Raw genomic sequence first — 15055 nt, 5'->3', positions numbered from 1 at the left:
ATTTTACCTCTTCAACGCCAATACGGCCTGACGAGCCTCTTCTCGATCATCAAAATGAATCGTTTTATCACATAAAATCTGGTATGTTTCATGCCCTTTGCCAGCAATAATAATAATATCGCCACTCCGTGCCAAGCCAACTGCTTTTTGAATAGCTTTCCGTCGATCGACAATTACCTTATAGGTTTTACCAGCGGTTATCGCTTCTTTAACCCCTACTTCAATTTCTTTTACAATGGTTTCTGGATCTTCAGAGCGCGGATTGTCCGATGTAACAATTGATATATCTGCATGTTGTGCAGCAATCCTCCCCATAATAGGACGTTTCGTGCGATCTCGATCACCACCACAACCAAATACCACTAATACTCGTTGTGGATTTAATGCTCGTGCTGTAACTAGTGCTTTTTCCAAACTATCCGGTGTATGAGAATAATCGACAACAATCGCAAAATCCTGACCTGCTTCAACTAACTCAAATCTTCCTGGGACAGCATGAAAATTCCGTACAGCTTGTTCAATTACCGCCGTATCTACTCCTTCAGCATGTGCAGCACCCATAGCAGCAAGGGTATTATATACATTGAACATCCCCGTCACGGGCATTTCTAACGAAGCATTTACAAAATTACCTTGCACCGTAAATGATGCTTTTTTTAATTCAACACGAACATTTTCTCCACGCAAATCGGCTTTTTGTTCTATTCCATACGTAAGCACTTTCGCCGTTCCACAAGCATCTAGTATTTGTTGTGCCCATTCATCATCCACATTAATAATTGCTGTTTTTCCCTGTTTCTGTTCACGATTTTCCGTCAACCCTCGAAACAGTTCTGCCTTAGCAGCCACATATCGTTCCATCGTTTTATGAAAATCCAAATGATCTTGTGTTAAATTCGTGAATACAGCTGTATCAAATTCAATTCCTGCCACCCGATGCAATGCCAATGCGTGACTGGAAACCTCCATGACAACATGGGACATTCCTTTATCATACATCAATGATAAAAATCGCTGTAACTCAACCACATCGGGTGTGGTGTTATGAATGGGTAATTCTTCATCATCTAATAAAGCATGAATCGTTCCCAATACGCCTACATGATGTCCTGCCATACGCAACATATGTGCAATCATATGCGTTGTAGTCGTTTTTCCATTCGTCCCCGTGACACCGATCATTCTCATCTTTTTCCCTGGATAATCATAAAAATATGGCACCATCTGTTCTACTGCGACATGAACATCCGGAACAACAATTTGCGTAATCGTCGAAGGTAGTGCTAACGGCTTTACCGTTAAAACAGCTATTGCCCCTTTTTCTATTGCCTGAATAGCAAAATCCCCCCCGTCTACATGAGCTCCTGCTACACAAACAAATAAATTTCCCTTTTCCACCTCGCGAGAATCGGCCACAATACCTGTAATAACACCCGTTTCATTTCCTTGTAGTGTATATGCACCTTGTATCTTAGCACAAAGTTCCTGTATTGTTTTCATGAATAATCCTCCTTATATCATCTATCCGTCAATAAGAATAGTGTACAACAATAGCAGCCTAAAAAGGCTGCTCGTATATCCTCAGCGATTTGCCATCTCTTCGTTTGTTACATTTCCTTGATTCTTCTGGTTATATAAAATATATGCTGGTGATACCATACCTAATTCAGTCGTGGCCATGGTATAAATCCGTTCTGGGGCTTCCAACTGGGCAATATCAACGCGTAAATTATCATTTTCCTGTTGTAATTGTTTAGTTTGTAATTTTATATTCGACAAAGCGTACTCATTAGACGTTTTAATAGCCGATAAATTTACATATAAAACCAAAAAGACAGCTGCCAAACCAATTGCTTTCACTATTCGTTTACAATTTATCGTCATGCATGATTCGGTAGTACGTAGTGGTATCGAAAACGACGGTTGCTTTTTTACACGATATCCCATATATTCTGGATTTCTGGCCAACATATTTTAACACTTCCTCTTTTTTCTTATATTCGAACACCGATACGCAATTTAGCACTGCGTGCCCGTGGATTATGCATAATCTCTTCTGGCGATGGTACAATCACCTTATTTGTTATTTTTAAACTAGCATGATGATCACAAGTACATACTGGCATATGAGGAGGACAAATACACTCTGTCGCCAACTGTTTAAACGTGCGTTTTGTAATTCTATCCTCCAAGGAATGAAAAGTGATAACACCTATTTTGCCGCCCCGTTTTAAACAAGAAACCGCAGCTTCTAAAGACTGCTGTAAAATAGATAGCTCCCCATTTACCTCTATACGAATAGCTTGAAATGTACGTTTTGCTGGATGAGGTCCTTCTTTTCTAGCCCCCGCAGGAATTGCTTGCTTAATAACCTGCACCAATTCTTGTGTCCGTGTGAAGGTTTTTTCTTTCCTCGCAGCCACAATAAACATAGCAATTCGTTTTGCCCATCGTTCTTCGCCATAGTCTTTGATAATACGATATAATTCTTCTTCCCTATACGTATTAACAATATCGGCTGCTGTTTTCTTATTTTCTTGATTCATACGCATATCCAAAGGACCATCATGCATATACGAAAAACCACGTTCGGGCATATCTAGTTGATAACTGGAAACACCTAAATCAAAAATAATGCCATCCACTGCGTCAACACCTAATTCATATAACGTCTCTTTCACTTCTCGAAAATTACGTTGCACACAAGTAACATGACAAGACACCGTTTTATCTAATCGTGTTTTCGCCGCTTTTAAAGCCTCTTTATCTTGATCTAAGCCGATCAACCATGCTTCATTATCTAATAACATACCTAATGTCGCCGCATGACCACCGCCCCCCAAAGTGCAATCTACATACACTCCATTGGTCGGACCTAATACAGCCTTTACTGTTGCCGAACATAACACACTAACATGATGAAAATCCATACAGCCTCCTAAAAATCCAACGCTAATGTTTCGTCTAAACTTTCGGCTATCTCTTCCATATCAGGAACAACACGAGACGCGTATTCTTCATACGCTTTTTTATCCCAAATTTCAATTTTATCGCCAGTCCCTAACACCGTGACATCTTTATTCAGCTTAGCATATTCGCGAAGTGTACTGGGAATAAGTACTCGTCCCTGTTTGTCAAATTCCACTTCAGCCGCACTCCCAAATAAAAACCGTTTAAATGCTCGTACGCTTTCTTTTGAGGCTTTCAACTGTTTCATTCCATTCGCCAACGCCATCCAATGATCAGCCGTATATACGGATAGACATCCTTCTAATCCACGCGTGACAACACAATGAATGCCAAGTTCTTCACGGAACTTCGCAGGCAAAATAACTCTTCCTTTAGCATCAATACTATGTGTATACTCACCCATGAACATTTGTCTATCACCTCTTTCACTTTCCACCACATTTTACCACATTTACACACTAAATGACAATAATAGGATAAATTTTTTATATAAAAAAAAAGAAATCACTGTTTTTTTTACAGTGATTTCTAAATTAGAATAATTATCAAGCGTCTTATTCTTTTTAGCTATTATATATTTTTCAGCTCATCTACAAGATTCGTGATAACTATATCTTGTGTAGATAAACACTTCCATTCACTATTCTGAATCAATTCATCAAGCGTATAACAGCGTTTTTCTCTCACGAGTCCACCTCGCCATGCTAAATAAGAGAGAATCTGGGTTGGTCTAATGCCGCATTGACGCAAAGAATCAATCGTAATCCCCTGTTGGCGTTTAGAATATCGATTTCCCTCTGGATCCACTAAAAGAGGTACATGCGTATAACAAGGTATACCATAACCCAATTCACCAAAAAGCCAACATTGCACTGCGGTCCACGCCAACAAATCGTGTCCCCGTACAACATGTGTAATATCCATAGCACCATCATCAGCTACCACCGCTAATTGATAAGAATACAAGCCATCCGCTCGTCGCACAACAAAATCACTTGTCGCATTGGCAAATGATACTTTCTGTAACCCAAAGACACCATCCACAAAAGAAATCGTACCATCAGGAATATGAACACGCCAAGAAGGTGTCTTCGTTTCATCAAATACATGTGCTTGCCATCGTTTGTAACAATGTCCATCATAGGTGCGATATTCGCCAGCATGGGGTGCATCAATATGTTGTAACCTACTCCGTGTACAATAACAAGGATATAACAATTGTTTTTCTCGCAATATCTCCAACAAAAGCTCATAATGTGCATACCGCTGCTGTTGTCGATAAGGAGCATAGGGGCCTCCACGCTGCGGTCCCTCATCCCAAGTCAATCCGAGCCACAACAAATCAAACAAAATTTTTCGCGTATATACTGGCTTAGCACGTTGTTCATCAATATCTTCAATCCGCAATACCCACGTGCCTTGATACTTCCGTACTTGCAGCCATGATAAAAACGCGGTCCATACATTTCCCAAATGCAACTCTCCCGTAGGACTAGGAGCAAATCTTCCGCGCATGATAAATCCCTACTTCGTCAACGGAATAACCTGCGAAAATCGTGCAGCCGCTTCTTTTATTTTACCCTCATTTCCCATGACACATACATTATTTTCAGCCATTACAGCACGAATTAATGGTGCTAACTGACGAATATCCGCTACGGTTACTTGCAGCAATTGATCTCGTCTATGCTGAGCTACTTCATCTGTTAGCCCGGAAAAATATTGACGCATCGCCTTTTCACCTCGCAATGATGGCGTCAAAGGGATATCAACTCTACTCAACGTCCCAATAACATATTTTGTCATTTCTCGTTCTGATACAGCAAAACCTTCTAAATAATCAGCGACTGTATCATATACATCCAACGTACTACCTAAATTAGGATCTCGATAAGAACAAAAGATCATGTCCCCATTACCAGAAAAACGAGTCATCGCACCATATGCGCCGCCTTGTACGCGAACCTTCGTCCACAAATAACCATATTGTAAAATCGTATCTAAAATGGCTAATGCACCCGTATAATCAAATCCATGTGAGCGAATATTACCGCCTTTAGCCACATATTGCACTTTACCACTAGTCACAATTCCTTCATTGCGCTGTCGCAATGCAAACTGGCATAACGTCGTTTTTTTACTCCCAGCAGGCAACGATTTTATCCATGGGGCTAACGCCGAAAGTGCATCTTGATAATCCGCATCACTACCAGTTATCGCTATGGTCAAAGCCGATTTAGTCATCACTTTTTGCAATATTTTTTGCAACGTATTTGCAAGTGAATCGACCTCTTGTTCGATATTATCTGCTAACTGTGAAATAAATTGATAATATGTCATTTCACCAGCATCACAAAACGCTTCTACTTGTGACACATAGGATAATAAGCGATGTGTTACCAAAATATTTCCACGCCGAAAAGCGTCCATATCCCAATTCGCCTTTACTTCTTCTACCAGTTCAATCAAGCGTTCTTTACGAGTAAAAATCGTTTCCAGCGTAACCTCACGCAGTAAATCACCAATAGCTGCGAAATTAGACGTCAATCCCTTTGCCTTTACTTTAAGGACAGGTGTATATACCGTATTATCTTGATAATCAGCAATAGCTTCTACGGAAAAATCTAATCCACCCGTCACTAAATCCACCTGCATAGCTAATGTTTCATAAGATTGCTGAGCTGTATCTATTTCACCTAACAAATCACTTAGCAAATATACATATGGCAACTCATCAACCGTAAACCCATGCAAATCAAAATATGCCGAAAGATAGGTAATATCATTCGTAACCGCTGGAATATGAATGACCTTTACCCCATCATGCATATATTCACGTCGTTCAATTTTTTCTATTTGTTTCGATAAATCATCTCGCGATAAGATAGGAATAGTCGCCAATGCTTCTGGTGAATCTGGTGCAGCTTGTCGTTTTTTTAACGCCTTAGTATCGGCAATAATCTGTTCAATTTTCGCTGCAGACAACGTTTTTTTATATTCAGCTAATGCTTGTGCCTGTGCTTGATCATGTTTTTCTGTTAATCCTGATTCTGGTACTAACGATACCAATGCATAATAAGAATTATCCAATATATATTTTTTTAAAATTTCTTCATAATACCGTGTATGTAATCCATTACGCAATACTTTTAAACTTTCTTCATACCGCAAAGAATCCAAGGGATCTTTATCATATAACCATGTATCCATACACCGAATACCATAAATCAACCCTTTTGGACGTCCTGCAAAATCGGCCTCCCGCAAGAGAAATTCTACCCGATTTAATGCTCCCGTCAACGCTTTACGATCTAAACCAGTTGTAATGCATTCTTGTAAAACATTCTGTACAATAGGTATAATCTTTGCTTGATCGTCCGGATCCGAACCATGCACAGATAGAGACCACATAGGCTGTAAAACGCCATCTTGAAAATCAGCAGAAATATCTTTCCCTACTTGAGCATCTAACAATGCTTTCTTTAACGGTGCTGCTGGTGATGTTACCAACACATAAGTCAATACTTTAAGTGCTAATCCCAACGTTGTATCCAAGGCATCGTCTATAACATAAGTTAAACTATGTAACGTCTTTTGGGTTGTATTTTCATCAGAAGCTACACCATAAGGAAATGTCTTCGTAATCGCCTTAAGGCAATGTTGCCGTGTAACAGCCGAATCAATTTTTTGCTTATCAAAATGATGTAAATACTCGCTATCAATAAATGCCAAGGTGTTTTCAATATCCATATCACCATATAAAAAAATATAACTATTTGATGGATGATAATATGTACGATAAAAATTCGTAAATCCTTCAAATGTGAGCGTAGGGATATCATCTGGATCTCCGCCCGATTCCACACCATATGTAGTCTGCGGGAATAACGATGCCATAACATGACGTTCTAATTGAGAATCCGGTGAAGAAAATACTCCTTTCATTTCATTATATACAACCCCACTATAAGTTAAAGGCGCGGTGGCACTCTCCAATTCGTAATGCCATCCTTCCTGCATCAATACTTGCCGATCATGCAACATGTTTGGAAAAAAGACCGCATCCAAATAAACATCCATTAAATTATGAAAATCTTGAGCATTGCGACTAGCTACTGGATACATTGTTTTATCGGGAAAAGTCATCGCATTTAAAAAGGTATTTAACGAGCCTTTAACTAATTCTACAAACGGTTCTTTGAGTGGAAATTTCCGTGAGCCACATAATGTAGAATGTTCACATATATGTGGTACTCCCGTGCTATCCATCGGGGTCGTTCTAAAGGAAATAGAAAAGACCTTATTATCATCTTCATTTTGAATATATAATACACGTGCTCCCGATTTTTCATGCTGCAATTCATATACCTGACTTGCAATTTCGTTAACATATTCCCCTCGGATAACACGAAATCCATGTACCATACACGCTTTCTTTAACTCCATCATAATCCCTCTTTTCTTTTATCAGCGAAGCAACCATTTGGCTAATTCATCTACACTATATGCCGTAAAATCTGGTTTACATGCTTGTATCTCTCTTTCGCTACCATACCCATATGCTACGGCTACACTTTGTATTCCTACAATATGTGCCCCATCTATATCATATTTACGATCACCTACCATAACCACCTCTTGTTTAGTCCCAATACAACGTATAATGCGGTTAATGCAATCGATCTTAGTTTCTTTTCCTCCTACAGTTGGGCCCGCAATAGCGGCTAAATATGGCAAAAGTTGAAAATGTTGACAAATTTCTCGTGCATGAATTTCTGGTTTTGACGTTGCTACATACGAACGGATATGCCTAGTTGCTAGTGCTTTCATCAACTGTATAATACCCGGAAATAATCGATTTTCAAATTTGCCAATAGTACTATATCGCTCTTGAAAAAATGCATAAATAGCACGAGCTTTTTTCTCTGAAAAGCCATATGTTTCTTGAAACGTCGTCAACAAAGGCGGTCCTACAATAATCTCCGATGACAACCGATGGGCTGTCGTTTCGCCCGCTTTTTGCAATGCGTACTCAACAGATCGTATAATACCTTCTTTAGAATCAGTCAATGTGCCATCTAAATCAAAAATAACATGTTTAATCATTCTTTTCTCCTACCCTATATCGCTATGTATCTAATAATACCATCTTTGTCTTGTTTCGGCTAGTCATCACCGTGCGTTTGTCCCTTTTCCCTCTTTCTTCCTAATAAAAAAATCTTTCTTGTCAGATATAAAAATACATGCTATGATAGGAAAGTATTCTTTTATACAACATGCGCCTATAGCTCAGGGGATAGAGCACCGGTCTCCGGAACCGGGTGCGAAGGTTCGAATCCTTCTAGGCGCACCATCAAGGTCTTGCATAGCAAGGCCTTTTTTTATACAACACGGGTTCTAAGCCAAAGTATTGATTTTTCTCTATTATGTAGTATGATAAAAGAAATAATAGATAATGATTCCCAAAATCCAAAGAAAGGATACTGCATGAAATCAAAAACCCCTGTTGTACTGCATATGGAAGAAAAAATTTATTATTATACCCTCGAAAGTTCTCGTAATTACATATACTATATAGGATATACTCAAACGGAAAAATTATTAATAACGTGCTTACAATTATTAACGTTTACCGCATCTTATTTGCAATTTATCAATGTATATAGTAGTATTTGTAGCGGTATCATGAGTGGTATAGTCGATATCATTCATTCCATACATTCCTTATCCTTACAACACGCAAATTGGCAAGATTATAAACAACTCGCACTTGCCTTACAACAAGAAAAATTCAATTATATGACCCATCTATCCATTTACACCGATGACTATAAACGAGATGAACGGTTACAACAGCGTATTTATGATCTAATATGTACTTTCCATATCAATCAAGCTACCGTTTCTACCCCTGTATTATCAGTATTGACGTATGGACAATATATCTATAAACTTCGTTCGTTAAATGATAAATTATGTGGCCATTATAAAAATTTTTTTTCCTAACTACTACCTAGACATGAATAAGCGTCTATCATTTGCTCTCTATTATACAAGGAGTTCCTAATAATGAAATTATTAATTGCTTCTGATATCCATGGCTCTGCTTATTATTGTCAAGCCCTAATGCACCAACTAGCCATAGAAAAACCAGATACTTTATTGCTATTGGGGGATCTGCTTTATCATGGTCCCCGCAATGATCTGCCAAAAAACTATCACCCCAAGGAAGTCATTACATTGCTAAACAACTGTCCCAGCCGTATATTATGTGTACGAGGAAATTGTGACTCCGAAGTAGATCAAATGGTACTTTCTTTCTCTATATTAAGTGACTATGCCTTTTTATACCTAACAAAACGGCAAGTATTTATTACCCATGGACATCTATTTAATTTGAACCATTTACCTCCTTCTCTAAAAAAGGGCGATATTTTATTACATGGCCATACCCATGTTCCTGCATGGAAATCCTTTGGCGATGACAATTTATATATTAATCCAGGGTCTATCTCTATCCCAAAAGAAGAAAGTCCCCATAGCTATCTACTCTTAGAAGATCATAACCTAACTTGGAAAACCTTAGAGGGAAAGCCGTATCACCAACTTTGCTTATAAAAAAAGCTCAGCAATAATACTTGCTGAGCTTTTTATTCTTGCAACGAGTTTGTTTTCTATGTGTATAGAAGTTACCAAAGCCACATACCATCAATTTAATTCAAGGGGGGTATCAGAATATTCCGATATAACATTAATGTTATGTAGTCTCCCGTTGCAAGAACAACTTAATGATGAAATAACCGTATTCCCGTACAAGCCATAGCAATGCCATATTTATCACACGTAGCAATCACATGATCATCACGAATAGAACCACCCGCTTGAGCAATATAGGCTACGCCACTCCGATATGCTCGTTCAACATTATCACCAAAGGGAAAAAACGCATCACTTCCCAAACTAACCCCCTGTAACTTCATCAACCAAGCTTTCTTATCTGCTTGTTCTAACACAGGCGGACGCTGTGTAAACAATGCTTGCCAAATGCCATCTACCAAAAGATCTTCTTGATCGGGAGAAATATAAATATCAATAGCATTATCCCGATCTGCTCTTTTAATATCTTCCCGAAAAGGTAATGCCATCACCATAGGATGCTGACGCAACCACCATATATCAGCTTTATTCCCAGCTAAACGAGTACAGTGAATACGCGATTGTTGTCCCGCACCTACACCAATGGTCATACCATCTTTTACATAACATACCGAATTAGATTGAGTATATTTCAACGTAATCAAAGCAATCAATAAATCCTGTTGTGCGGTCAAAGGAATCTCCTTATTTTGAGTTGGTCTATTCTGCAACACCGATGCGGTAAGTTTCACTTGATTCCGTTCTTGTTCAAAAGTAATACCGAAAACATCTTTTTGTTCAATTACTTGCGGTGTATATAATGGATCTATTTGCAATATACAATACTTTCCTTTTTTCTTTTTCTTTAATATATCCAATGCTTCTGGCGTATACGCTGGTGCGATAATACCATCCGAAACTTCTCGTTGTAAGACCCTAGCTGTAGACTCATCACAACATGCCGATAAAGCTACAAAATCACCATATGAGCTCATCCGATCCGCCCCACGAGCACAAGCATACGCACTAGCAAGTGGACTTAATACCAAATCATCAACATAATATATTTTTTTTAAAGTATCACTCATATCCGTAGCAATCGCCGCCCCAGCCGGACTAACATGTTTAAAAGATGTCGCTGCTGGTTTTCCCGTTGCTGCTTGTAATTCTCGTACTAATTGAAAAGCATTAAGTGCGTCTAATAAATTAATATATCCAGGCGTTCCATTCAATACAGTAAAAGGCAATTCTTGATTTTGTTTCATATAAACTTGAGCCGACGATTGATTGGGATTACATCCATATTTTAAAGACAATTTCTGCATGATCTACCTCCTAAAAACAAAAAAACCGACACGTCTGGATACATCGCCCAGACGGTCGGCTATATTCTTCATGCTCCCCGTGGTTAACTCCACTTCCGTCAGTCACATGATATGTATTTAGTATACAAAGTGTTAATTTATTTGTCAATCATTTTTTCTCTATCTGTTATCATTTGCCAATAACTTTTGCATTCGTCCCAAGCGAGTAATACATTCGGTTACGGTAGCCGGAATTCGCAAACGCACATAGGCTTTCCCTAAACCATCAAAATCTTCTCCTCGCTCTGTTTTTATTCCCTGTGACAGCAATAGCTGATATAAATCAAGCGTCTGCGATGTATATAATAATAAAATCGGGGTTTCCTCATCCGTTACACTTACGTTTAATTCCGTAAGACAATTTATTATTTGTCGCTTATTTTCTGCCATAATCTGACGACTCCGAGCAAGATGATCCATATCAGACAACGCAACAGGAAGTATCGCCGAAGCAATCCCATTTACAGTCATCTCGCCAGGATAATGTGACATATATGGAATAAAATCAGGATGCATCACAACATAACCTGTACGTAATCCAGCCAGCCCAAACCCTTTTGAGAAGGATTTCACAACAAGTACATTCGGATATTCTGCAATAAGCGTCACAGCCGAGTTTTCCAATGGCATAAATTCTCCATATGCTTCATCTATTAAAACATACGTATCTTGTGCTAATGCTTTATGTGCTAAACGCCGTAACGCCTCAATAGGAATAACCTGCCCTGTCGGATTATTGGGATTATCTAAATACACTAGATGATGTTGTGGCTTGAGATGATAAATCAATTGATATAGATCAATTAAAAAACGATCTTTTTCTGTCAATGGTACCGCATCAATCGTTCCACCTAACGAACGCATATCACTAAGAGTAGAAGAAAAACCTGGTATAAATGTAAGAATACAGGTTTTTTCGTCAATAAGCAACTTATTGATATTCCAAATAGCCCCCATCGATCCACCGTAAAATCGCACTTGTTCAGGTGTAATCGTAGCAACTGATTCCATGTATTTACAAATACAACGCCGCAACCCTTCATATGGATAATCAGGATACGCATAAATGCGATCATACGCCTCTAAAAATACCTCCTGTGTAATCCGAGGTGAAAACCCTAGCGGATTAATACCTAATGAACAATCTATCACATCCGTACAAGTTATCCCCTCATCTCCATGTAAATATCCTATACTATGATAGTTCTGCAAAGAATGACGAATTCGATATTTCATAATATATCTTTTCCACCTCAAGTATGTTATCTATTTACTTATTTCCTGCAACAAATACATACACCTTTTTCTTATATTTTTTATATAATATGCTCCTTTATTTGCAAAGTCAAGAAATCGCACCGTATTTTCTTTTTATTAAAAATCACACCAAAAAAAATTAAATTTCCTATATCTTCTCCAAACGCTACAAATAAAAAGCTTGCCAAAACACTAAAATTAGTGTAATATACTTATTGTACTAAAAAACGTCTTGGATCATTAGCTCAGTTGGTAGAGCACCTGACTCTTAATCAGGGTGTCCAGGGTTCGACCCCCTGATGATCCACCACACAAAAAGACCATTGTCTAGCAATGGTCTTTTTTTTATTAAAATTCCACATGTTGACGTAAATTATTAACATACGCTCTACCAACAGGTATTTCTAAATTTTTCTTTCCCTTTAAAATCAATAAATACCGTTGTTTAAACCATGTTGTAATTTGTTTTATTTCATCAACATTCACAATATAATTCCGATGACATCGAAAAAAAGATGTTCCCGCCAATCGTTCTTCAAATTCTTGCAACGTAATTTTCACCCGACAGACTTCATCATCTTTAGTCATAATAAAAACCTGTCTATTTTTACCATAAATCAACCGAATATCTTGACAATCTATAATTTCCAACCGATCTCCTTTATTAATCGTTAATTTACGCAAATAACTATCACTTTCTTTGCCAACACGAGAAGATTTGATTTGCTGCATCCGTTTTTTAATCTTCAATAACACTCTTGCCAAGCATCGCTTACTAACAGGTTTAACCATATAATCAAGAGCATTAACGGAAAATGCTTGTACCGCAAAATCTACATATGCCGTAACAAACACAATAAGCGGTATTTTTTCCATCTCTTGTAATGCTTGGGCTACTTCAATCCCCCGTAACCCTGGTAATTCCACATCCAAAAAAATCACATCGGGACAGACTTGCTGAATATCTTTTAACGCCGTTTCGCCATCATAACAAACACTACAGACTTCCATATCCGAGCAAAGTCCTTCTACCATTTGTTTTAAATCAGCAGCCGTTGCCTTTTCATCTTCTACTATCATTAATCGAATCATTGTCTTCACCTTCATCCCCCAGCAGTATAATCTGCTTGTCACTTTATCCATAAATAAGCTATTGGTTCCTTACCCCCAAGGAATGATAATAGACACACACGTACCTCCCTCTTTCAGATTTTCTACCAAAAATTTTCCCCGTTCACCATATAATTGATGCATCCGATCATAAATGTTTTTCAAGCCAATACCCGTACTTTCTGACTTCATTTCAATATCATGATCTATAGAAAAATGATTGACTTGTTGTAATATCGCCTGATCCATCCCCATCCCATCATCTTGAACAGATAAAATCAACTGGTCTTGCTTGCGCATAGCACAAATTTGTATAGTACCACCATATTTCTTCTTAAAAATACCGTGTTTAATCGCATTTTCTACCAACATTTGTAATACAAAACAAGGTACCCTTTGCATCCAAGTTTCCACCTGTATATGCTGTATTACTTGCAACCTTTCACCATACCTCATTTTTTCTAAACGAATATATGTTTCTACCGCTTCTAACTCATCCTTTAAACAAATCGTATCAGATGCATGATGCAATCTATTTCGTAAAAAAGAAGATAAATCGCAGATCAAATCTTTTGCCTGTTCTGGTTCTGTACTGACAATAGCTTTTATTGTACTCAACATATTAAAAATAAAATGCGGTCTAATTTGTGATTTTAAAACAGCCACCTCTGCCTGTGAAAGTAATACAGCCTTTCGATCTAATTCCATTTGATACAATTCCAAACTTAATAATTCAGCAAAACGCAACAACCACTGCTTTTCATAGCTTCTAAACGAACGCAAACCTGGTCGCGATACATAAATTTCTGCAATTTTTTTATCCGCCAAAATTAAGGGTAAGCTAATCGTATTGGGGCTATTTTTTTTATCTTTACCTTGCATGCACGCTGCCCATATTCCCTGAGGCGATGAAATCGCCACATAATCTACCGTAAGAATATCGTACATGGTTTTTGCAATATGATAAGCTGCCTCTTGTGTAAATCCTTGCTGACGAAAAACACCCCGCGTGCAAAAAATAATATCAATGACTTTTTTAGCTGCTTTCGCCTTATGAATATCTTCATCTTGATAGACCCCACGAATAATATATACAGCGATCATCACACCTAGACAAGTAGCCATCCCCGCTGGCAAAGCTATCGTTTTTTCTACACAAAACACATCTACCGATTGAGATTGCCACAACACGCCTATTCGCAAAATCACTTCAGATAATAGTCCTACTAAACAAGCTATCTTTAAGGAAATTTGTCGTGCACCATATCGTTTATTTATATAGCCCGCAACTATACCAATAATAATATTAGCAATACCAGCTACTACAATAATAGGAATAGCACTAACCGAAATAAAGTATCGCGGTATCATACCGATAATAGACGCACCTACACCTACTAACGGCCCCCCAAATAAACCTCCAATAATCGTTCCGACTAACCGAGTATGTACCATGCCATCCTGTTGAAACGGTACATTTAGATAATTGCCAACAGCCGATAACATACCAAATACCACTAATAATGCCCATTTATCCTTATATGAATAAGATGATTGATTCATGGCTCGTCTAAACGGTTTCCACTGGGTAATCAGATATACGGCAAGGGCAATAACCGAAAGATTTTTTGTAATTTCTAATACCAGTCCATTCACATCCATCACCCACTACACTCCAGGCTATAGAGATAAATTATTTATTTAGAAAACATTTGTTT

Annotated in this window: 13 protein-coding genes, 2 tRNA genes and 1 riboswitch; of the genes, 4 read left to right on the top strand and 11 right to left on the bottom strand. The window is 38.1% G+C overall.

Annotation, left to right across the window (positions count from 1 at the left end; genetic code table 11):
* Nucleotides 1-3: 3 nt before the first annotated feature.
* From HMPREF3182_RS01165 to HMPREF3182_RS01135, 7 genes are all read right to left on the bottom strand, one after another.
* Nucleotides 4-1500 carry a UDP-N-acetylmuramoyl-L-alanyl-D-glutamate--2,6-diaminopimelate ligase gene (locus HMPREF3182_RS01165; protein WP_062485025.1) on the bottom strand — a complete coding sequence of 499 codons (1497 nt, stop codon included), beginning with the start codon at nucleotides 1498-1500 and terminating at the stop codon, nucleotides 4-6.
* An 81-nt stretch (nucleotides 1501-1581) separates the two neighbouring features.
* Nucleotides 1582-1971, bottom strand: coding sequence for an FtsB/FtsL family cell division protein (locus HMPREF3182_RS01160; RefSeq protein WP_062485023.1), 390 nt, complete (start codon nucleotides 1969-1971; stop codon nucleotides 1582-1584).
* A 23-nt stretch (nucleotides 1972-1994) separates the two neighbouring features.
* Nucleotides 1995-2930: a 16S rRNA (cytosine(1402)-N(4))-methyltransferase RsmH gene (gene rsmH / locus HMPREF3182_RS01155; protein WP_062485021.1), complete on the bottom strand. Its 936-nt coding sequence runs from the start codon at nucleotides 2928-2930 to the stop codon at nucleotides 1995-1997.
* Between the two features lie 8 nt (nucleotides 2931-2938).
* Nucleotides 2939-3379 carry a division/cell wall cluster transcriptional repressor MraZ gene (mraZ, locus tag HMPREF3182_RS01150; protein ID WP_007392160.1) on the bottom strand — a complete coding sequence of 147 codons (441 nt, stop codon included), beginning with the start codon at nucleotides 3377-3379 and terminating at the stop codon, nucleotides 2939-2941.
* 161 nt (nucleotides 3380-3540) lie between these two features.
* A complete protein-coding gene (gene gluQRS, locus HMPREF3182_RS01145) occupies nucleotides 3541-4485 on the bottom strand; it encodes a tRNA glutamyl-Q(34) synthetase GluQRS (protein WP_062485019.1) in 945 nt (314 codons plus the stop codon).
* A gap of 9 nt (nucleotides 4486-4494) precedes the next feature.
* Entirely contained in the window at nucleotides 4495-7416 is a 2922-nt protein-coding gene (locus tag HMPREF3182_RS01140) for an insulinase family protein (protein WP_062485017.1), read from the bottom strand.
* A 21-nt stretch (nucleotides 7417-7437) separates the two neighbouring features.
* Nucleotides 7438-8076 (bottom strand): HAD hydrolase-like protein, encoded by a 639-nt coding sequence (locus tag HMPREF3182_RS01135; protein ID WP_062485015.1) that lies wholly within the window; start codon nucleotides 8074-8076, stop codon nucleotides 7438-7440.
* A gap of 172 nt (nucleotides 8077-8248) precedes the next feature.
* Between HMPREF3182_RS01135 and HMPREF3182_RS01130 the strand changes: the two genes are divergently transcribed.
* The 3 genes from HMPREF3182_RS01130 to yfcE all read left to right on the top strand — a co-directional run bounded on the left by HMPREF3182_RS01130 (nucleotide 8249) and on the right by yfcE (nucleotide 9588).
* Nucleotides 8249-8323: transfer RNA gene (locus HMPREF3182_RS01130), tRNA-Arg, on the top strand.
* Nucleotides 8324-8457: 134 nt separating this feature from the next.
* Complete coding sequence (locus HMPREF3182_RS01125; protein WP_062485014.1) at nucleotides 8458-8976, top strand: DUF4231 domain-containing protein; 519 nt, start codon at nucleotides 8458-8460, stop codon at nucleotides 8974-8976.
* A gap of 63 nt (nucleotides 8977-9039) precedes the next feature.
* Nucleotides 9040-9588, top strand: coding sequence for a phosphodiesterase (yfcE, locus tag HMPREF3182_RS01120; RefSeq protein WP_062485012.1), 549 nt, complete (start codon nucleotides 9040-9042; stop codon nucleotides 9586-9588).
* Between the two features lie 167 nt (nucleotides 9589-9755).
* On the opposite strand, the gene HMPREF3182_RS01115 is transcribed toward yfcE, so the two are convergent.
* Both HMPREF3182_RS01115 and HMPREF3182_RS01110 read right to left on the bottom strand, forming a co-directional pair.
* Entirely contained in the window at nucleotides 9756-10931 is a 1176-nt protein-coding gene (locus tag HMPREF3182_RS01115; RefSeq protein ID WP_082718169.1) for a phosphoribosylaminoimidazolecarboxamide formyltransferase, read from the bottom strand.
* 38 nt (nucleotides 10932-10969) lie between these two features.
* A riboswitch (ZMP/ZTP riboswitch) is annotated at nucleotides 10970-11047 on the bottom strand.
* Nucleotides 11048-11090: 43 nt separating this feature from the next.
* Complete coding sequence (locus HMPREF3182_RS01110; RefSeq protein ID WP_062485007.1) at nucleotides 11091-12206, bottom strand: pyridoxal phosphate-dependent aminotransferase; 1116 nt, start codon at nucleotides 12204-12206, stop codon at nucleotides 11091-11093.
* Between the two features lie 255 nt (nucleotides 12207-12461).
* On the opposite strand from HMPREF3182_RS01110, the gene HMPREF3182_RS01105 reads away from it, so the two are divergent.
* Nucleotides 12462-12537, top strand: a tRNA-Lys gene (locus tag HMPREF3182_RS01105).
* Between the two features lie 38 nt (nucleotides 12538-12575).
* Here HMPREF3182_RS01105 and HMPREF3182_RS01100 read toward each other — a convergent pair.
* Entirely contained in the window at nucleotides 12576-13334 is a 759-nt protein-coding gene (locus HMPREF3182_RS01100; protein WP_062484996.1) for a LytR/AlgR family response regulator transcription factor, read from the bottom strand.
* Nucleotides 13335-13388: 54 nt separating this feature from the next.
* A complete protein-coding gene (locus HMPREF3182_RS01095; protein ID WP_156439298.1) occupies nucleotides 13389-14999 on the bottom strand; it encodes a LytS/YhcK type 5TM receptor domain-containing protein in 1611 nt (536 codons plus the stop codon).
* Nucleotides 15000-15055 lie beyond the last annotated feature (56 nt).

This window comes from Megasphaera hutchinsoni, from assembly GCF_001553405.1.
Taxonomy (GTDB): Bacteria; Bacillota; Negativicutes; order Veillonellales; family Megasphaeraceae; genus Megasphaera; species Megasphaera hutchinsoni.
This window is presented reverse-complemented; position numbering and strand designations above follow the sequence as displayed.